This is a genomic window from Streptosporangium sp. NPDC000563 (genome assembly GCF_040299985.1).
GTDB lineage: Bacteria > Actinomycetota > Actinomycetes > Streptosporangiales > Streptosporangiaceae > Streptosporangium.
Genome location: NZ_JBEPDA010000010.1, coordinates 116519 through 135498, shown reverse-complemented (window position 1 = coordinate 135498; position 18980 = coordinate 116519). Strand labels below are relative to the sequence as shown.

Sequence of the window (18980 nt, the reverse complement as noted above, 5' to 3'; positions counted from 1 at the left end):
GCGCGAGTTCGCCCAGGAAGAAGCCGAACCAGGCTCGGGTTTTGTGCGGGTATGCGACCCCCGATCGCCTGTGCGGCCGGGACCTGTATGGGTACAGTGATGCGCAGCACCACGACCTCCTCGACTTAGGTCGTACACAGGGCCGGACCGCTGGCAGGCGGACCCCGGCCCTTCACTTTTCCGGGCCCTTGTGCGGCTCCCGCCGATAACGCTGCTGGGCTGTTGCAGCGGGAGCCGTGGGGGAACAGTAACGACCGTTTGCCATCTACCGCCAGCGTTGCCGTTGAACCGCGGGCGTGAAGTGCTGGCCGGTCGAACAGCCGGGCAAGCCGCACGGCGGCGGAACCGTCACCCGCCGCCGCCCTCCTCGCTTTCGCCAGCCTGGCCGCCGAGGTGCTCGCCGCCCCGGCGGCCGGTGCGGGCGTCGAGGTCCTCCACCCACGCGATCAGCTCGGCGGCCGCGGAAAGCACCTCGGCGCGCAGATCCGCCGGGTCGCCGACAGCCAACGTCCGGGCGAGCACCGCCCGCACCGTGACCGCCCAGGTGAGCCGGTTGGCGCAGTCGGCCCGAATCTCTTCGGCGAGCGCTTCTTCTGCGGCCTGCCGCCACTGCGGGCCGGTCCCGTCGTCGCGGGAGGGGACGCCGCCGCGGCGCAGGTCCCGGTTGCCTCGCACCAGGTCGATCTCCTGCAGGATGCGGCCTCGACGCACCGCCTCAGGCGCCGGGGGCGGCCCTTCGGCCAGCGGCCCGATGAAAACGTCCTCGCCGAGAGCCCGCGCGTAGTCGACCAGGTTCTCCACGCTGGGCGTCTTGGCGCCGGTCGACCAGCGGCCGACCGTGTTCTTATGCACTCCCGTCGCCCGGCTGATCTGTGCCTGCGAGACCCCCATCGCGGTCCGCGTCTGCTCCAGGTGGGCGACGAGGGGATGCAGCATCCGCCGCCGCGCCGAGGAGCGTGGCTGCTTCGGCGGCCCGCCCCGGGCCGGTTGCGGGACCTGCTCCGGCTCGGGCACGTCCACGACGACGAGCACCGTCCTCCAGCCGAGGACGGCGGCGTACCCGGTCAAGCTGGCCAACGAAGGCGGCTTCTTGCCCGCGGCCCACCGGCTGGCGGCGGCCGCCGACACCCCCATCTCGGCCGCGACCCGGCTGCGCGACCAACCGAGCTGATCACGATGCTCTTCCAGAACGGCCATGAGCCGTCCGACCGGGTCATCGGCATCGCCGTGCAGCTGGTCAACGTAGACGACTTCCCCTCCGGCGTCGGTGAAGCCGATGCGTCGGCCGAGCAGGGCCGCGTACGCGATGGTCTGCTGCACAGACGGGGTCCTCAGCCCGATGCCCCACCAGCTGACCTCGTGAGCGTCGGTGCCGGTGACCTCGGCGACGGCCTGTTCGGGCACGCCGAGCCCGACGCGCAGGGCGTCGAGCTCAGCGACCAGAGGATGGATCGTTCCCACCTGCTCAAGCCTCCTGGGCTGCAGGCTCGTCCAGGGCGGGGCCGAGCGCCAGAACATCACCCATCGCACCCGTCCGGTACATGGCCTCGATCCGTTCCTTGCCGCTCGGACGGCCGTTCTTCGCCGTGGCGTAGCGGGTGATGAACGCGCCCTTGCGTTTGCCCGGGGTGATGGTGGCGAGCCGCACCAGCTCCCCCGTCGTCGGGTCGGCCTTGCGGCCCTGCTCGTCGATCTCGGACTGCAGGCGCGTCAGGTACGCCTCCTGAACGTGGGTCTGCACGTAGTCGGGGTGGGTCATGGCGATGTAGGCCACGACGTCGGGCAGGGAGAGGGCGCCGGGCAGAACCTGCTGGCACAGTTCGGTGGGGGCGTGCTTCTCGCAGAACGCCTTCACCGCCTCCATGTTCCAGGTGATCTGCGGCGTGGGCTCTTGGATGTGGATGGTCGCCACGGCCGGGCCGCCGTCGTCGGCCATCACGTCGAGCGACTTCATGCCGTGCACCAGCTGGGCGGCGGCGAACAGCTTCTCGGCGTGCTCTCGGGTGCGCTTGACCTGACGGCCGATCGCCTTGTGCACCTGGTCGAGGTAGGCGTAGGCGTGAGCCAGGTCCAGGGCGCTCTCGCCGCGCTCCTCGGCCTCGGCCAGCAGTTTCCTGGCGGCGGCGACCTCCTCCTTGAGGACCACTCCTTCCAGGATCTCGCCGGTGTCGGGGGGTGTCGGCACCCCGGCCATGCCGGCGAGCTGGGCGAGTTCTTGGAAGGACAGGTTGTCGAAGCCGGGCATGGCGTCGTCGCCGGTGAAGACCACAGGCTCGTCGCGGCCGGGCACGCCGTGGATGCGGGTGGTCGGCTCCGGTGCGGCCTCGGGCGGGTCGGCCGCCGCGGGGGCGGCCGGGGTGAACTCGCCCTTGTCGAAGTCGTAGGTGCCCGGCCCCATGCCCTTCTTCCAGGTACGGCTCTTGCGGGTGGTCTTCTTGTTGGGGGTGCGGCGGCTCATGCGGCGGGCCTTTCCTGGGCGAGGACGGGGTTTTGGGCGGTCATGCTGGCGGCGACGCGGGCCTGCATCAGGGTTCGCAGCGCCTCGTTCGGCGCGGCCGCTGTGATCACCGGGGCGAGCATCACGATGAGGTCGGCGCCCATCGCGGTGGTCAGGCTGCGGCTGTTGGTCAGCCGCTTGCCGGTGAGGATCTGCAGGACGACGTGCCGCTGATCGGGGGTGGTGACTCCGCAGTCGGCGAGCATGCGCTGCAGCACGAGCAGGGTCGCCTCGTCGAGCGGCGCGGCCGGGTCCGGTGTCGTCTCCGGGGGGGCGGGCTCAGCCGTGTCCGGCGGGGTGGGTGGGATGGCTGATCGTTCTGCGGTCGCCTGGATCACCTGCCCGCCGGGGCCGGGCTGGGCGACCGCGCGGACCGGCGCTGCCGGGACACCGTCTGGGGCGGCGTACTCGGCGCCGTCGACGCCCCCCTGACCGGCCATCGCCCGGATCCGGCGGGTGATCAGCTCGGTCAGGGTCTCCTCGGCTCCGTACTCGTTGTCGACCGTGATGCCCCGGTGCGCCGGGTGGGCGGCTTCGGTCAGGAGCCGTTGCAGGTGTTCGCGGTCGACGGTGGCCAGCGCGTCGTCGCGGATCGCCTCGGGCAGCCGCTCCTGGCCGAGGCGCACCAGGGGGCGGGGCTGGCTGTCGGCGGAGATCCGCAACGTCTTGAAGATCAGGTCGGCCAGGTTCAGGTCCGGGACGATGCGCGCCTCGTCGGAGCCGTGCGTGATGTTCAGGTGCTTCGACTGCGCCCCGATGATCGTCGGTGGGGCATCGAGGCTCAGGCGGATCCACACGGTCGCCGCGTGCAGCAGGTCCCGGTGGCAGTCGACCTTGTAGCTGGCCATCTTCGGCACCGGGTCGGTGCTCTCCTCGTCGATCCACATTTCCCGGCCGCGTGCGGTAATCACCGTGATGCCGGGGAACGTCGCGAGCAGGTGCAGGAACTGGTTGTGCCGGTCGCGGACGTCATCCCAGATGTTGTTGGGGATGCGCACCTCGGCGTTCGGGTCCCAAGCCAGCAACCTCTGGTGTTTGATCGACCCCTTGGCGCGGGCGTTGCCCCACGACTTGAGCATGTCCCAGATGCGCGAGCCGCTGTCGACGCACAACGCGACAGGCTTTTCCCCGGCGGCGTGCGCGCGGGCCGCCTCGGCGTGCGCGGCCTCCACCTGGCCGATGATGCTCGCCCAGGTGCCGTCGTGGTCGATGAGTTCGTAGGTGGGGGTGCCGGTGATGGCGTCGCCGTACTCGTCGCCGCGGCCGTCGCCGAGGTCCAGCAGCAGGCAGCGGCCGACCAGCGGGGAGGCGGTGAGCTGCACGAACATCCACGTTTTGCCGGAGTCTGCGGGGCCTTCGACGAGGATCGTCGGGTAGGGCACCACGCAGGTCGGCGGGCGCGTTTGAAGAACCACGGTGCTGTTTTCCCTTTCCACGGGGAAGCTGTGCGGGAACTTTCCTCGACTGTCCCCTTACAGCTGAAGGTCAGAGTTCGCCCCAGACTGGGGCGAACGGTGGTGCTTACTGCCGGTCGGCCTTATCGGCCTGGTTGATCCTGTTCAGAGCGGACACGTCGATGGGCCGGCCGGTGCGGCGGGCGAACTCCTCCCACGGCGGAACCGTCCAGATCCGCGTCCGGCCGATCTTCACGGCCGGGGCGGGTGGCCCGTTTCTCCGCTGGAACCAGACGGTCACGGTGTCTGGGTCCACGTCGAACATCGCCGCCACCTCCTTCACCCCCACCAACGGCGGGAGTTTCGGCAGCGGCGCGTCCGGGTCGGTCCAGCGTTGCTTCAACCAGAACGGGGTGCCCGAGACGACGACATCGGCTTCACAGAGCTTGTCGTAGTCCTTCCGTCCCCGCCACGAGTGCAGCGTGTTGATGGACACGCCGAGCATCGCGGCCAGGTCGGGCTGCCCCACCAGATCAGGCAGCGTTTCGGGCGCTTCGGTCACTATTTCACCTCCCTCAGAGTGCAACTCTTACACTACACCTAGGGGGGAACTCTGTGCAACTTTTCCCCAACAGTGAGGGTAAAAGAAAAGCAATGCGGTACTCTTCAACGGCTGGGCGCTTACGGGCGCAGCTCTCCGACCACGGGGGAGCGAAGAAGGGCCTGCCACCTCGACGGCGGGCCCTTCGCCCATTTCAGGGCGCGTCGGCGAACGACGCCGACTTGGCGTCGCCGGTGCCGGCCGCGGCCAGCGACAGCAGCAGCGACACCAGCGCACCGCCGCCACCGAGCAGCAGCATCGTGCGGAGCGTCGACATTCGCACCGCGCCGAGCTGTTCGGCGCCGACCCCGGTGAGCGCAGCGGCCGCACCCGCGCGCACCGCCCGTTCCAACGCGTCGCGCCACCACACCCGCGACCAGATACCGCCCTTCCCCGGCCGGCGATGCCGCCCTACGTGATCGGCGCCAGCCACGCCGCGTCCCAGTCGTCGCGGCCCACCTTGCCGTCCGTCCGTAGCCCCTTCTCCCGCTGGAACTGGCGGGCGATGTCCCGCGACTGCGGCCCGTAGGCGCCGTCCACGGTGATGCGCCACCCGCGCAGCCGCATCTGCTCCTGCCAGGCGCGGACATCCTCACCGACCGCAGCCGGCGGATACTCCAGGATCCGGCCCGGCCACGGCGGCACCTCCACCCCCGTCGAGGGCTGCGTCGCCTCGCCGGGCCGCGGCCACCCGTCCTGAATCCACTCATACAGCCAGTCGCCGGGGCAGTCGGTGGCCCACCCGTCACGATGCCCCAGCACCTCGTACCCGCACGGCCGCTGTTTCTCCGGCAGGCCCCGCAACCACTCGATAGCGTCGACCAGGCCGTGCAGCATGTCGTCTGGCGGAACGACCAGGCCGGAAGAGCCCACCATCGCCATCACCGCGTAATGACGGGCGTTGAGATCCTTGCCGTTCGCGGCCGGCAGCACCCCAGGGCCGCGCCCCACCAGGACCTGCCGATGCGGGCAGCACAACCCGGTGTACCCCAGATCCGCCCACAAGTTGCCGTCCATGTGCTGCTTCTGGATGGTCTTCGTCAACGCCAAACACTTGCTGTGATCTTTCACAATGCCCGGGTCAACACGATCCCCCACATAGTGGATCTTCACTCCTTTGGGCCGGGCCTGCAGCAGCGTCTCTCCTTTCGACGAGCGCGCCCCCCACTTGTCGCGACCCACCAGGTGCACCATCAGCGTTTCCCCCTCGCCATCCGGGCGGCGCGCCGCCGCGCCGCCTGCTTCCGCCGGTCCCGGTAGGGCCGCCCCACCTGCGGCGTCTCCCCCCTGCCGGGCGTGCCCGGCAGGACCGCCCCCGCCGGCGTGTGACGCTCACACGGCATGGTGTCCGCCACATACCAGCGGACGATGTAGCCCGAACCCATTCACCACCCCCGCCACAGCGCGACCGCCGCGACGAGGAGCGCGCCGAACGCGATCAGCGTCGGCAGGCTTTTCGGCCACCGGTTCGCCTCCAGGTCACGGACACGGTTCTGCAGATCCGACACCGTCGTCACCACCCCATCGACCTTCTGGTCCACGGCGCCCACCTTCCCGTCGACCAAATCGACCTTGTGGTCCACGCCGACGACCTGCTTGCCGACCTCCACTACGGCGTTGTAGACGTGCGCGGCCGTGACCACCCCGCTGAACGGGTCGGGCAGATCACTCATCACCACCCCCTCCGCGGTGGCCCGACAGGCGGCGCGCCGTCGCCTCCGGCACACCCAAAACCAGCAGCGCCTCATAGTCGGCGCGCCGCACCAGGTCGGCGGCCGCCCCCTGCTGCGCCACCCACGCCTTAGCCTGGGCTGCGTGGCCGGCGCGGAGCTTCTCGGCCTGCTCGGCGGAGATCTCCACCGCGTCGGACGGCACGGTGAGCGCCATCGCGTAGGAGCCCTCGACCTCCAGGGAACGCGACAGCAGCGTCCCGTCGGCCCGCCGGAAAAACTTCGTGATCATCACAGTCCTGCCAGGGCTAGCACTCTCATCTGCCATCTGATCTCGCCGTACTGGGCGCCGCCCTGCCCGGACCCCACATCGATCGGGCTGGTGAACGTGTTGCTGCCGCCCGCGGGAATCGTCCCCGACACCAAGGTCTGGTGCAGATCCCAGTGGACGCCGGTCTCCTGCGTGCCACCCGCCGGCGACGAGTTCTCCAACGCCATCATGCTGTTGCCGTTGATACGGAACCCGGCCCGCGAGTCCGTACCCGGCGGCAGGTAGAAGTCCACGTCGACCTGGATCCACTGCACGACGATCGCCGTGTAGCAGTCGGACGGGTTCTGTACCTCGATCTCCGCCTGGGCGACCTCGGTGAACCCGGCGGGGACGGTGACCAGGGCGCCGCCGGACGTACCGGACGCGGACGCCCGCCCGGCCTTCGCGTACGGCGGCACCCACAGCCCGCAGTTCGGGTCGATCCGCAAAGGGTTACTACTGGTGGGGCACGCGTACGGCCACGCCTGCTCGGCGGGGCCACCACACAAATCCAGTCTCAAACGGCCGTTCGGGTCAACGGTGAATTCGGGGCCGACACATACCTGAGGCATCGGTCACTCCTCCCCTGCGGGGTAGCCGGCCAGGCGGCGAGCGAGGCCTTCGGGAATACCGGCGGCGCGCAGCGCCTCGTGGTCGCCGCGGATGCGTTCCTCGTCCTGCGCGCGCAGGTCGGCGAGCAGCCGCTCCGTTCCGGCGCGCAGTCCGGCCAGCTCCCGCCGGTACTGCCTGGCGGTGATCTCCACCGCGTCGTCGGGTAGCGACGAGATCCCGGCGGCGGACTCGGCGACCTCCCCCACGCTGCCGGTGCCGGTGCGGAAGTAACGGACGTGCTCCAGTGCGGCACGGTCCCCGCGGAACCCCTCCGGCGGTGTGGTGTCGTCCATCCTGTCTGACCTCCTCAACGTGTCGGCTACAGCGCGATCAGCACGGCGCGGATGAACGACTGGATCCTGTTGTACGTGGCTCCGGCCAACCCGAACCCCAGCCCGATCACCAGGTCGATGTTCTGCGTGGCACCAGGCGGGACGATGGTGTTTCCGACCACTTTCGTCGTCTGCGTGTGCACGTTGCTCACCGTCGCCGACCCCCGGTTCTCGAACCGGTATGTTTCGTCGCCGTACATGAACATGCCGGCGCGGCCTCCGGCGGGAATCACGAAGTCCACATCGAGCTCGGTCATCGTGATGGCCAGCGCGGGCCGGCACGCATCCGGGTTGGTGACCGACAGCGACCGTGTCTCCACGGTGGTGCCGCCGGTCGTGGTCGTCGTCGGCACCGCCAGGTTCGCGTACGTCTGATTCAACGTGGTGGTGAAATACTCCGTTTTGCCGCGTGGTTCTGATCTGAGGGTGCCGCCGCTGTCGCAGTACACGAGGCCCGCCTGCGCGTCGATCGGGCACAGGTAGGGCCACGCGGAGACCTTCGCCGCCAGTGGCGACGCCGCGGTGCCGGCGCCCTGCAAGCCGCACGCGCCGACGGTCAGCGACGCCTGCAGTCCGTTCGCGGCGCACGCCAGCAGGTTCCCCGCGGTCGGCGCGATGATCGGCGCCGCCCTCAACGGCTGCGGCGCCGTGCCCAGGCCACTCAGATCGATACACGGGGTGTCCTGGATCGCGACCGTCGTCAACCCGCCGCTACCGCCGCCTCCGGCCGCGTACAGGCCGCCGTCACCGCCGATGACCATCGCGTTGCCCGCGTCGCCGGAAATCAGCGCGGACACCACGTACGGGTTCGAGGCACTGCCGTTGCCGGTGACTCTCACCCCGCCACCAGCGGAGATCAAACATGAACAGCCGGACGCGCACCCGCACCTGGGAATCGTGACCACCCCGCACCTGTCCGCAGGTAGGCCCGGCCCTCACGCCAGCAGCTCACGGCCAGCGTACCGGGGGCGGTCGCCTCCTTTCCGAAGCGCCGCCACCCGGCAGGCTCCGCCACGGAGGAGAGCTCTGCGCGTTCTTCGCCCGCCCGGGCGAACTTCTACGATCGGCGCATGCGTCTTCCCGCCACCTGCTGGGCCGCCCTGGCGGTGGCCGGCGTGCTCGGCGTCGCCGTGCTCGCCCTGCTCCTGCCGCGACGCCGCAACCCGTCCGGGGCGCGAACACCGGGCCGCCGAAGGACACCGGCCGGCGGCCGCCTCCCGGCGTACGCCCTCCCAGAAGACACGTACCTGATCTCAACGCCTGGCCTGCCGGAAAACACCGAACCTCCGCCGGTGCTGTTCCTGCCGTCACCCGCCACCGCACAAGGCTGCTGTCCGGAGGTGTACTTCTGTCCTACGTCAGGCGACGTCGAATGCCCGCGACATGGCGGGTTCGACGTGTGCTGTGCCTGGCCCGGGGCGCACCGGCCAGTCACCGCCCCTTAGAACAGCTCCAGGGCGACCCCCTGCCCGGCGGCTGCGGCGTGACCGCTGCCGCGCTTCAGGCAGCGCCGGCAGTTGACGGGTTCCTGCGACGCGCACAGCCGCCGCGGATCCCACCCGCCGATCGGGGTCTGACATTCGGGGGCGGGAAGTTCCACACCGTACCGGTCCCTGCTCGTGCCTGGCCGGTGCACGATGCGGGAATTCTCAAGGCGTAGGCCGTGTGTTTCCACACGTCAACCCTACCAAGATCACAATTTGTGATGACTTGATTACCCATGTTGAGTGACAACTTTGCCGGTACGGCAGCTCAGCGCCGCCGGGAACAGTTCGTCGACAGTGACCAACCATCGCGTGAGCCGGAAGTGTCCATTGCTTCGCACACCGGGACCACGTGAGGCATAATCGTGACATAAATGATCGCCCGCCCATATTTGCCAATACTGGCGGGCGGCCGGCCTCTTGATCGAATAGCCGAAGTACGCGCCCAAGGGGCCAGACAGATGGAACGTCTTTCCCGCTGGAGAGACGCCATGAAAAACCGATACAGAAACTGAAGATGCGCATGTAAAAAACACACATGTAGATGCGGCACATGAAACTGCGACAGGAAAGGGAACAGGATGGCCGATCGTCTGACGGGCATTTCGTTCGCGGTGTAGATAGCGAATGGCTGGCCTCTGGAGCTTGCTCCAGGCGGCTGGCCTTTGGGGAATCCTGCTGTTCGTCCTCGTTCTGGCCGTTGTCTTCTTCGGAGTGCATGCGCTCATCGCGCAGGCGCTTGACCAAGGGGTGGACCGGTTCGAACTCAGAATCCCTATTCTCGGTATCTTCATCCGCTGGAGCAGAAACGCGCAGGTCGACGCTGAGGAGGAACCGCCCACACAGGGCGTAGAGCCCCCCGCGTCCCCGGGAGAAATCCCGCCGCCCGCGGCCCCCCGAGCAGCTCGGGAGGTGGCCCCGGCACAACGTGAGAGCAGGGCGCGGGCCCCTCCTGGCAGAGGCGCCCGCGCCCCGCCTGTTTCATCTCCGGACATCACTGACGAAAGCCCGACCGCGGGCAGGGCTGCGCGTTACGGCAGGGCGACGATGGTGACGGTGCCCGTCATGGCGTGCCGGGCGGTCAACCTCCCGGAGCCGTCGACCTCGAGAACGAACGCGTCCGGGGCCACGCCTACGACCACGCTGGTGCGGTGCTCCAGGACGCGTAGCCGGTCGTCCAGGTCGCGCAGGACCTGAGCGGGTGTGCGTGGCCGTGTCTGCACTCTGGCCATGGCGTCTCCTCGTCTATCCGGTGGCGGTCGCCGCGGTGTCGACGCCGAGCGGCGCCAGCGTGATGCCGACCTTCTCGCCATCGGCTTCGGTATAGGTCACGCGGACGCGCAGCAGCCGCAGGTCGGCGGCGATCGTACGGCACGTGGCCGTGGAGGTGACCGGCACGACGACGCCCGGGATCAGGTCCTCGATGCCGACCGGCGCTTCTGGCGCCAGCTGCGCGTCGTCGGGGACCTCCACGAAAACGGGGGCGGGTTCACCGGCGCCAACCAGGGCAACCGCTTCAGCTCGGGCGGAGGCGACGTCCTGGATCTCCTCCTCGGAGGCGAGGTACTCCAGTAGCCCGCACGCGCCGATGCCGCCCGACTCGGCCATGACGCCCTTGCCGAGGACCGTCGCGTGAGTGATCGCCGACAGGCCGTCCTCGATCACGTTGAGGGGGCCGGCGAAGTGCTCGTCGGTCAGGCCCGGCAGCCTGCCCAGCGGGCCCTCCCCGGTCAGGATGATGCGCCGGCCCAGCACGGTGAAGTCGACGCCGGTTCTCGCGAGCTCACGCAGGTGGTCCAGGACGTAGCCGGAGTTGGCCGCGTACTTGCGTTCCCCGACGATTCCAGAGGCCGACACCCACAAGTACATCAGTACGTTCGGATCGTCGGGGCCGAAGCCGTGTTCGACGAGCAGGCGGGCGATGACGGCGAGGTCGGCCTTCTTGGTGCCGGTGTAGTCGAGCAGGGCGCGGATCTTGCGGCGGAACAGCCACTGGGTGACGTCGCGGGCGCTCAGCACGGTGTCCTCGCCGCGGTGGGTGATGCGCGTGACCGGTCCTTCCCAGACCCGTTGCTGATCCCGGTAGAAGATCAGCGAGTTGCACCAGGTGCGTGTCTTGCCGAGCAGCGCGCAGCACTCCGCCCCCTGGTAGGGGACGGTGACCGACGCGTCGGAGGTGTCGTCGAGGATGCGGGACCAGTCGAGCGCGGACGGTTCGACGGAGCCGTACTCGCGGCCGCCGGTGCGGTCGCCGATCGCGACCGTGTACGTCTCGGGGCATCCGAGCGAACCCACGCCTCACACCTCTCTCACGACGGTGCGCAGCGTGACGGTCGCGTCGGCGGCGATCGTCGTGGAGTCGGCGCTGACGCACACCAGGTAGGGGATGCCGCATTCCAGCGTCGGCCAGCTCAAGGGCCGTCCCTGCGGCCCGGACACGATGTCCTCGGCGGGGGTGTCGGCCCGGCCCGGGCACTGCACGAGCACGGTGCGGCGGGTCGAGTCCAAGGTGAGCTTGGCCGCGGCGGGCAGGTAGGAGATGTTGATTTCGCTGCACCAGGCGCAGGGGTCCAGGTCGGCGAAGGCGGCGCCGAACGGGTTGGGGTAGAACCTGATGCGGATGCCGCGCAGGAGAGCGGACCCGGAGTAGATCTCCACCAGTGGCACCAGGTCGGCCCAGATCGGCGCGGCCCCTTGCGGTACCGCGATGCACAGCTGCCGTCTGGTGAACGGCTCGCACAGGCACGGGTTGGCGGGCAGCGGCAGGTCGGGCAGGGTCGGCGGCGGGCAGTTCGGATCCAGCGGGCACGGCTGCGGCTGCTGGGCGGCGCATTCGCCGGCCTCGTCCAAGCATCCGGGATCGGTTGACCATTGGACGCATTCGTCGTCGGGCGTTTCCGGCGGCCAGACGACGGCTTCGGCCACGGTCACCGCGGGGCGCAGCACGTGCGGGCGTCCGGCCGTGAGCTCGAAGGTGACCTCACGCAGCTCGCCCGGGCAGCAGCCGCAGCCGGTGATGCTGCGTACCTTCCTCACCCGGCTGGTGAGGGCGACGTCGCGCAGCGTCCGGAACACGCCTTGGGCGCACGTCGGCCCCGTGCAGGGGCCGGGGCAGCATTCCCCCGGCGCGAGCGGCTGGGTGGGGCAGCACGCCATGAACTCCAGGTCGTCACCGCCGCAGGCGGCGGGTCCGCACGCCAGGGCGCCTTGCAGGACGCTGGAGAGCCACCGGTGGCCGTAGTCGACCGCGCAGGAGGTACGGCCGATCAGCACGCCGGTCACGGTGATCGTGCGGGCGCCCAGCCGCCGGCGGCCGATCACCGCGCCGTCGCCGAGCCGGTTGGTCACCGCTCGGGAGACCGGCGCCGACTCTATGTCCTCGATGTCGGTGCACAGGAAGCCCGCGAAGTCCGTTGAGGAGGGTTCCGCCGGGTCGTACCAGGGGGCGTCGTCGGTGGCGGGCAGCGTGTACGGCTCGTCGCCCAGCACGGCGGGCAGGCCCTCGCAGCCGCAGTCGCGGACGCTGGCGTGCCTGGGGGCGAGGCCGGCCTGGCTGTAGGCGTACACCCGGGCGCTGTTGGCCAGCTCGACGCCGGAAAAGCAGAGCCAGTCGGTGGATGCCATGAGGTGTCCCTTCTCCTATCGCAATGCCTCGGCGAGCTGGCGTTCCTGCTCGGCCCAGATGTCGGGGGCGCTGGCCATGACCTGGGTGTAGGTGTTGTTGAACGTCACGTCGCGCACCGAGGAGCCACCCTGCGCGCGGCTCGGGGTCTGCCCGGCGGTGGTGGTGGCGCGGGCGGGCCGGAACGGGGCGGTGCGGGCGGAGGGGACGGGGGCGACCATCTGGCGTGCGGCCCGCTCGATCTGCGGCGCCAGGTCCTGCAGGCCGAGCAGGTAGCCGCGGCCGGTGTCGCGGCCGTCGGCACGCAGCCGCCTCGACGGGCTTTTGATCTTCAGTTCTTTGCGGATGGTCGTCGACACGCTCTTGGCGATCGCCGTCATCAGCGCGGTGATCTCCTTCTGCTGCGATTTCAGGCCCGCGAGGAAACCCCGGCCGGCGTTGACTCCGGAGTCGAACAGGAAGTCGGCGCTTTCTCGGCCGAGGAATCTGCTGTCGGCGTTGATGCGCCGCTGCAGCTCGTTGATTTCCCGCAGGGTGGTGGTCGACGCGCGGGAGAGGCTCGCGGCGAGCTGCCCGGACTGGTCGGGGCCGCCGGTGACGAGCTGCTCGATCAGCGACTTGTGGGCGCCACGCCGCTGCAGCCGCGCGATGTCGTCCTGAAACGTGTTGATCGCCTTCAGGCGGGTGCGGAGACCGGCCGCGATGCTCTGGGGGGTGGCCCGCTCCTCCTCGGTGAGGGTCGACAGCGCGGCCGAGGAGCGTGCCCGCTCGGTGACATCAGCCGCGGTCTGGGTCGCCTTCTCCACCGTGGCGGCGAGCCGGTCCCGTTCGGTTGCGAGCTTGCCCAGCGCCGCGTTCAGCGTGGTCAGCCGGGCGACCAGCAGGTTATCGACCCGGGTGTCGGTCTTCTTCAGGGCGGCGCTGATCTGCCGTTGCAGGTCGCGCAGCTGGCGGGAGATCTCCTCAGGGCTGGCGGAGACCAGGTTGCGGACGAAGTCGGCGCCCACCGACCGGTTGATGTCGGCGAGCTTCTCCTTCACCGCCTTGCTGATCTTGCCGAGTTCGGCGTCGATCGCGCGCTGCGAGCGGGCCAGGCCGCGCGCCAGGTCGGTGCCGAGCAGCGCCCCCAGGTCGATCACCGGGTTGCGTCCGCGGGCCAGGCCGCCGGTCGCGAACCGGGGCAGGCTGTCGCCGACCTTGCCGCCGGTCGCGAACTTGTTGCTGTTGATCGCCCGCAGCAGGTTCTCGTAGCGTTTGGTCGCCTTGGCGTTGACGACGAACTCGCCGGCCGACAGGCGGGCGATGATCGAGTCGCTGGTGCCGGTGCCCGGGCCGCGGAGCTTGCCGCCGGCGGCGAAGCCCCGCGGGAACACGCGCGGCTTCAGCTCCTCGGCCATACCGCCCGTCGCCCCCGCCGTGGCGGTGGTCTTGCCGATCCGCAGCGTAACGTCGACGACCTTGCCGCTGCTGTTACGGATGAACGACTGAACAGCCGCCTGCGCTGGCGCCGTGTTGGCGCGGATGGTGACGTTCTTGGACTTCAAGCCCTGGATGCTGTTGGCCAGGTCGTCGACCTTCGGCGCCGCGGCGCTGGAAGAGTTGCCGGCGGTCTGCGCCTGGGTGGCCAGGTTGGCGACGTTCCCCGCCGCCCCCTGGGCCCGCCTGTCCAGCACGCCCGCCTGCCGGGCCGCCTCCGACAGGCCGCCCTTCGCCGCGTCGGCCTTGCCGCCGAGGCCACCGATCGCGTTCCCCGCGGTCTGGGCCGCGGTTCTCGCCCCGGCCAGCGCCCCCGCCAGCTCGTTGACCAGTGCCCGGCTCTCCCGGCTCTTGCCGGCCAGCCCGGTCAAGGTGGGCAGCTGGTTGCGGAACGCCGCACTGGTCTTGTCGACGGACTGGTTCGCGGCGAACTCGGCGTTGGCCTGATCCCGCAACGTGGTGATCAGGTTCTGCAGGGCGGTCCGTCGCGCCTGTGAGGTGGCGTTGCCCTGCGCCAGCACCGTATTCGCGGCCGCGAAGGCGTCACGAACCCGGGTCGTCGCGGTGTACAGGGCAAGGCTCGGATTGATGGTCAGATCGAACGCCGCCTGCAACGCTTTGACCCGGTCGGTCAGGTTCAGGGCTTCGTTGGCGGTGTTCGCGAACGCCGTCTGGATTGCGAGCGTCGGATTCTGTGCCGCCTGCACCGCAGCCTGGTAGGCAGCGAACTTCCCGGCCGCCGCCGCCGTCAAGGTGCCGCTTCGAGTAACGCCTTGAGACAGGTCGACGCCGACCGCGTCCGCCAGAGCGATCGCCTGCCCTGTGGTGATCCCGTACGCGGCGGCGACGGCGCGGGCTCCGGCGTCGATGTTGTTCAGCGCCGCCCGGTTCTGCTCCATCGCCTGCACAGCCGCGACGTTCACATCCGACAGGCCGCGCTGGGCCAGCGCCGCCTGCGCCAGGGCGACCGTGTTGGTGTTCAGGTCGCGGTTGACCCCCTGCAGTGCCCGGCCGATCGCGGCTTCGGTCGGGGCGAGCTCACCGGCCAGCACCCTGTTCGCGTTCCGGTAGCCGTCGACGTTGTTGCGCACCGCCAGGTTGCTCGCCTGGATCGCGTCGACCAGCTCCTCGCCGCGCGTCTTCGCCGTCGCCAGGGAGATCGCGAAGATGCCGAGCGCTGCGGCGCCGGCAAGATAGATGTTCGGCCCGGCCGCCGCAGCGGCGGTGAGCACCTTGGAGGCCAGCGAGGCGCCCTTCGTCTCCCGCGAGTACGCCTTGACCTTTCCCACACCGGTGGTGAAGAGGTTGCCCAGGGCGGCGACCGGGCCGCGCAGCGCGACCGTCGTCACCAGCAGCTGCACCAGCTCCGGCGACAGCTCGGAGACGGCGGTCACCAGCTGCAGCGTTCCGGCAACCACACCACCCAGGACAGGGGCGAGCGGGGCGAGAGCCTGGAGCAGCGCCGCGGCCGCCGCCCCGCCGTCTTGCACGATGGACACGAGGCCGCTGATCGCGCCGGGCGCTGAGCGCTCCAGGAAGGAGAAGAACTCCTGGGCGCGGTCGGAGTCGAAGCCGTCGCCGAGGGTGGCGACGGCTTCGGCCAGCTCGGTTGCGGTGGTGCGCGCCAGCGGAACCAGCTCGGGCAGCAGCTCGCGCGTCTCGGTCAAGGCGGCGTTGTAGACGCGCAGCGTGTCCGGGGCAAGCGACGCCGACAGCGCCTTGTACTCGTCGACCAGGGCGGACGTCGACACGGCGGCGATCTTCTGATCGTCGGTGAGGGACGCCCACTCGTCGGCCATCTCCGTCTGCGCCTTGATGACCTTCGTGATCGTTGGGACTGCGAACAGGCCGAAAGCGCCCGCTCCGGCACCGGCTGCGGCGAACGCGGGCGCCAGCCCGGCGGCGGCGGCGATCACCGAAATGATCGCCTGCCGGGTGAAGGTCAGCCCGCGCACCGCCCGCTGCGACGCTGGCGGCAGCCCGGCCAGGTCCCGCAGCAACCCCTGCAAGCCGCCCCGGTTGCGGTCTCTCTCACCGATGGCCGCGAGCGCTTCACGGACTTTCGTCGCGGCCGGCACCAGCCGCCGGTTGATCGTGTCGGCGGCTTCGTCGCTGGACTTCTTCGCCTCCACACCGACCCGCGCCGCAGCTTTCGCCGTCTTGTCGAGCTCGACGGTCGCGGCTTTCGCCCCCCGCTGCACCGCTTCAACGGCCGTTTCAGCAGTTCGGGCTGAGCGTTGTGTTTCCGTACCGATCCCCGAGGCGGCTTTCTCCACCCGGGTCAGCTCTTTGGCCGCCACCGCGGCGGCCGCCTTAACCCGCCGCTCCAGCCCTTCGCGCAGTTCCTCCGACAGACCCTCGAAGTTGAGGATCAGCTCGACCTCGGCGCGGCTGAGCGGCTGGCCTGCGGCCATGGGTGGGCACCCCTACCGGTCGCGATGGTGCCCGGCCCTCAGCTCAGCGGCGCTCCTAGGCTACGCGGGCCGGGCTCCGCCCTCCCGCATCGCCTTGCGCCCGGTAGGCGTCCATGAACGCCCGCCCCTGCTCCTGCGGCGACCATGCCCCCGCCGCCTGCCGTTTCGTCATCCCCGCCGGCGGCCGCGTCAACTGCATGTCCAGGCGGCGGCGCCCCTGCTCGTCGGCGCCGTCGACCAGCCACGCGTACACCAGGTTGCAGGCGCGGGCCGGAGCCGGCAGCAGCGCCGCCAGCTCCACGCCGCGCAGCGACAGCTGCCCGTCCAGCTCCGCCCACGACGCGGCCAGCGTCGCGTACAGGCGTTGCGCCACCCACCATTTATGGCCCGTCGCCTGCTGGACGAGCCGCTCAGCGACCGCCCGCACCTCCTCCCGGGTCAGTGGATCCTCGCCGTCGTCCAGCCGATCCGACAACCGGTCAGCGTCCAACGGGTGCAGCAACCCGTACAGGACGTGCATGTGCCACCGCTCGGCGGGCAACCACTCCAGCAGCACCTGCCACGACCCGGCCAGCTCGTACACCTCGGCGTCGAGCACGAACGACTGCGGCGGCCCGAACACCGCCGGCCGCCACTCCCCCACCGGCTACCCGCGCGACGCAGGCGCCGACCGGGCGGCCCGCGCCCGCGCCGGCGCTGGCTGGCGGTCCCCCGCTCCCACCTTCGCCTGCTCCTTCGCGTGCAACGTGCGGATAATCTGCGGGATCAGGTCGAACAGGTCACTGCGCTCGAAGTCGTCGCTGTCGTCCTTCGCCCTGTTCAGCAGCCGCCTCAGGCTCTCCGCGGTGACGACGGTGTGCAGGAAATCCCAGCCCTGCCACAGCACGTCCGGGGTGGTCGCCCGCCGCGCCGCCGTCTCCTCCAGGGACGTTAGCAGGTCCTCCCACTTGCGTGGCTTCACCAGGTAGTACGTTTCGCCGTCCAGCTGGAACGCGACCGTCCGCTCCTCCACGGTCGCCTGCGTGAGGTGCGGCTTCGCTTTCGTGACGAACACCAGCTCCGGGTCAACGACGACGTGTTGCACCTCCTCGCCCGCCTCCGCCGTCTGGGTGTCGTCTTTCACCGCTGCATCGCTCATCGTTCCCCCGAACGTGTTGGTCCGCTGAAAATCGCCGTGCGCACCCATCATCGCGCGAACCTGAAACCCCCTTGAGCGTGCCGTCACTTCGGCCCCAGGTCGAGCACCGGGTACGGGCACGCCACCGCGAACGCCCTGCGCAGCCACCGGTCGCCTTTCATCCCCTTAACGGAGGCGGCGAACACCGTCACATTGCTGCCTTTCGGCGTGAACACCAGCACCTTCGCCCGCTTCGGCACGATCGGCTTACCGAACGGGCCGTAAACCCCCGTGCCGACGTCGAGCCAGTACGCGTAGTGGGCGTATGACCCGGCTTTCCCCACGACCCGCGTCCCGTACGGCAACACCAGGCTGTAGATCTGCGCACGCGCGAACCCCCGATCGACGCGGATGGTGCGCTTGCCGAGATTCGCCGTATCCCGCATGATCTTCTCGACGTGCTGGACGACCGGCCCGTCCTTGCCGCGCAGAAACCGCTGTAACGCCACCTGGTTGTTGCGCACCCGCACCCGGTACGTCGCCACCACACCCCTGCTTCCGGCGGGTCAGGCCGCCTCGTCGTAGTCGGGCTCGCGGACCTTCACCGTCAGCTCGATGTCCGGCGGCTGACGATGCGCCTCCAGTTCGGCGTCCGGGTCGGCGACCAGCCGGAGGTCTTTCACGGCTTGCGCGCCTTGTCTCGCGCAGCCTCCGTCTCCTCGGCCGCCTGCCCCTGGCCGCCGTCGGATGAGCCGGTCTCCTCCCCCACCAAGGAGGTGTCGGCCAGCAGCGTCAGCTTCCCCGACGCGATCACCTTGCGGATGAACGGCGAGTCCGCGACGTCGTACTCGTGGCCGTCGCGCATGCCCAGCACCGGCGCGTTCGCTTTCACGGTCAAGCCCATGACCAGCAGCAAAGCAGAAGGCCGCCCCCGTTTCCACCGGAGGCGGCCTTGAGCGGCCGAACGTGTTGCGCGTTTACGTGGGGTCGGTGTTGTGCCAGGCCAGCAGCCGGGCCACGAGATCGCCCGCGCCGAGCGCGGCCGCCATGTCCGGGGCGTCGACCACGACCACGTCATCACTCAACGCCGCCCACACCTTCGCCGCCGCGGGACCGGGCACGTTTGGACGTAGCACCGCCGCGGGAAAGTACAAGCCGCCCGATCCGACTGCTTGAGCAGCGGACAGTGCTTGGCCCTCAACAGGCGAGTAGGGGCGGCCGTCACGTACCAGCAGCGTCAGCGGACGCGCCGGGACGTCTTCGGCCACAGACCCGCTGACCCCCGCTCCCTCACCGGTGAACGAGCGCGCCGTCTCACCGGGGTAGCCCCATGCCCAGCCCTTCACCAGGTCCTCCTGGTAGGCGCGCACCCACAGGGCGCCGTCGTCGGCGATGACCAGGTCACCTTCCCGCCAGCTCTCCCCCACGTCTCCTCTTCCCGTCATACCAGG

23 protein-coding genes are annotated in these 18980 nt (G+C 70.0%); 1 reads left to right on the top strand and 22 read right to left on the bottom strand.

Translation table 11 applies throughout. The features are described 5' to 3' along the window. Positions 1 to 348: 348 nt before the first annotated feature. The 12 genes from ABT352_RS23330 to ABT352_RS23275 form a co-directional block, all read right to left on the bottom strand. Complete coding sequence (locus ABT352_RS23330) at positions 349 to 1518, bottom strand: helix-turn-helix transcriptional regulator (protein WP_350947012.1); 1170 nt, start codon at positions 1516 to 1518, stop codon at positions 349 to 351. Further along, entirely contained in the window at positions 1466 to 2458 is a 993-nt protein-coding gene (locus ABT352_RS23325) for a hypothetical protein (RefSeq protein ID WP_350947011.1), read from the bottom strand. Before ABT352_RS23325 ends, ABT352_RS23330 begins: the two co-directional genes overlap by 53 nt. Next, a complete protein-coding gene (locus ABT352_RS23320) occupies positions 2455 to 3912 on the bottom strand; it encodes a hypothetical protein (protein ID WP_350947010.1) in 1458 nt (485 codons plus the stop codon). Before ABT352_RS23320 ends, ABT352_RS23325 begins: the two co-directional genes overlap by 4 nt. Positions 3913 to 4018: 106 nt before the next feature. Further along, a complete protein-coding gene (locus ABT352_RS23315) occupies positions 4019 to 4453 on the bottom strand; it encodes a hypothetical protein (RefSeq protein WP_350947009.1) in 435 nt (144 codons plus the stop codon). 193 nt (positions 4454 to 4646) lie between these two features. Beyond that, positions 4647 to 4862 (bottom strand): holin, encoded by a 216-nt coding sequence (locus ABT352_RS23310; protein ID WP_350947008.1) that lies wholly within the window; start codon positions 4860 to 4862, stop codon positions 4647 to 4649. A gap of 41 nt (positions 4863 to 4903) precedes the next feature. Continuing rightward, complete coding sequence (locus ABT352_RS23305; RefSeq protein WP_350947007.1) at positions 4904 to 5536, bottom strand: peptidoglycan recognition protein family protein; 633 nt, start codon at positions 5534 to 5536, stop codon at positions 4904 to 4906. 149 nt (positions 5537 to 5685) lie between these two features. Further along, entirely contained in the window at positions 5686 to 5877 is a 192-nt protein-coding gene (locus tag ABT352_RS23300; protein WP_350947006.1) for a hypothetical protein, read from the bottom strand. Beyond that, positions 5878 to 6165: a hypothetical protein gene (locus ABT352_RS23295; protein ID WP_350947005.1), complete on the bottom strand. Its 288-nt coding sequence runs from the start codon at positions 6163 to 6165 to the stop codon at positions 5878 to 5880. Beyond that, on the bottom strand, positions 6158 to 6454 hold the full coding sequence (locus tag ABT352_RS23290) for a hypothetical protein (protein WP_350947004.1): 297 nt from the start codon (positions 6452 to 6454) through the stop codon (positions 6158 to 6160). Before ABT352_RS23290 ends, ABT352_RS23295 begins: the two co-directional genes overlap by 8 nt. Then, positions 6454 to 7044, bottom strand: a complete 591-nt coding sequence (locus ABT352_RS23285) for a hypothetical protein (RefSeq protein WP_350947003.1) — start codon at positions 7042 to 7044, stop codon at positions 6454 to 6456. The genes ABT352_RS23290 and ABT352_RS23285 overlap by 1 nt, the downstream gene beginning before the upstream one ends. Positions 7045 to 7047: 3 nt before the next feature. Then, positions 7048 to 7377: a hypothetical protein gene (locus ABT352_RS23280; RefSeq protein ID WP_350947002.1), complete on the bottom strand. Its 330-nt coding sequence runs from the start codon at positions 7375 to 7377 to the stop codon at positions 7048 to 7050. A gap of 26 nt (positions 7378 to 7403) precedes the next feature. Continuing rightward, on the bottom strand, positions 7404 to 8255 hold the full coding sequence (locus tag ABT352_RS23275; RefSeq protein WP_350947001.1) for a hypothetical protein: 852 nt from the start codon (positions 8253 to 8255) through the stop codon (positions 7404 to 7406). Positions 8256 to 8486: 231 nt separating this feature from the next. Here ABT352_RS23275 and ABT352_RS23270 point away from each other — a divergent pair, with 231 nt between their 5' ends. Further along, on the top strand, positions 8487 to 8861 hold the full coding sequence (locus tag ABT352_RS23270) for a hypothetical protein (protein ID WP_350947000.1): 375 nt from the start codon (positions 8487 to 8489) through the stop codon (positions 8859 to 8861). On the opposite strand, the gene ABT352_RS23265 is transcribed toward ABT352_RS23270, so the two are convergent. The 10 genes from ABT352_RS23265 to ABT352_RS23220 form a co-directional block, all read right to left on the bottom strand. Then, a complete protein-coding gene (locus ABT352_RS23265) occupies positions 8858 to 9091 on the bottom strand; it encodes a hypothetical protein (RefSeq protein ID WP_350946999.1) in 234 nt (77 codons plus the stop codon). The genes ABT352_RS23270 and ABT352_RS23265 overlap by 4 nt on opposite strands. Before the next feature lie 840 nt (positions 9092 to 9931). Then, entirely contained in the window at positions 9932 to 10132 is a 201-nt protein-coding gene (locus ABT352_RS23260) for a hypothetical protein (RefSeq protein WP_350946998.1), read from the bottom strand. 13 nt (positions 10133 to 10145) lie between these two features. Further along, on the bottom strand, positions 10146 to 11195 hold the full coding sequence (locus ABT352_RS23255; protein ID WP_350946997.1) for a hypothetical protein: 1050 nt from the start codon (positions 11193 to 11195) through the stop codon (positions 10146 to 10148). 3 nt (positions 11196 to 11198) lie between these two features. After that, the gene (locus ABT352_RS23250; RefSeq protein ID WP_350946996.1) at positions 11199 to 12524 is read right to left on the bottom strand and encodes a hypothetical protein; all 1326 of its coding nucleotides are present in this window, start codon (positions 12522 to 12524) and stop codon (positions 11199 to 11201) included. A 15-nt stretch (positions 12525 to 12539) separates the two neighbouring features. Next, positions 12540 to 16412 (bottom strand): coiled-coil domain-containing protein, encoded by a 3873-nt coding sequence (locus ABT352_RS23245; RefSeq protein ID WP_350946995.1) that lies wholly within the window; start codon positions 16410 to 16412, stop codon positions 12540 to 12542. Positions 16413 to 16467: 55 nt separating this feature from the next. Next, complete coding sequence (locus tag ABT352_RS23240) at positions 16468 to 17055, bottom strand: hypothetical protein (protein WP_350946994.1); 588 nt, start codon at positions 17053 to 17055, stop codon at positions 16468 to 16470. Positions 17056 to 17058: 3 nt separating this feature from the next. Next, entirely contained in the window at positions 17059 to 17550 is a 492-nt protein-coding gene (locus tag ABT352_RS23235) for a hypothetical protein (protein WP_350946993.1), read from the bottom strand. 83 nt (positions 17551 to 17633) lie between these two features. Continuing rightward, entirely contained in the window at positions 17634 to 18053 is a 420-nt protein-coding gene (locus ABT352_RS23230) for a hypothetical protein (protein WP_350946992.1), read from the bottom strand. A 155-nt stretch (positions 18054 to 18208) separates the two neighbouring features. Continuing rightward, positions 18209 to 18433, bottom strand: coding sequence for a hypothetical protein (locus ABT352_RS23225; RefSeq protein WP_350946991.1), 225 nt, complete (start codon positions 18431 to 18433; stop codon positions 18209 to 18211). Between the two features lie 73 nt (positions 18434 to 18506). Next, positions 18507 to 18974 carry a hypothetical protein gene (locus tag ABT352_RS23220; RefSeq protein ID WP_350946990.1) on the bottom strand — a complete coding sequence of 156 codons (468 nt, stop codon included), beginning with the start codon at positions 18972 to 18974 and terminating at the stop codon, positions 18507 to 18509. Positions 18975 to 18980: the final 6 nt, after the last annotated feature.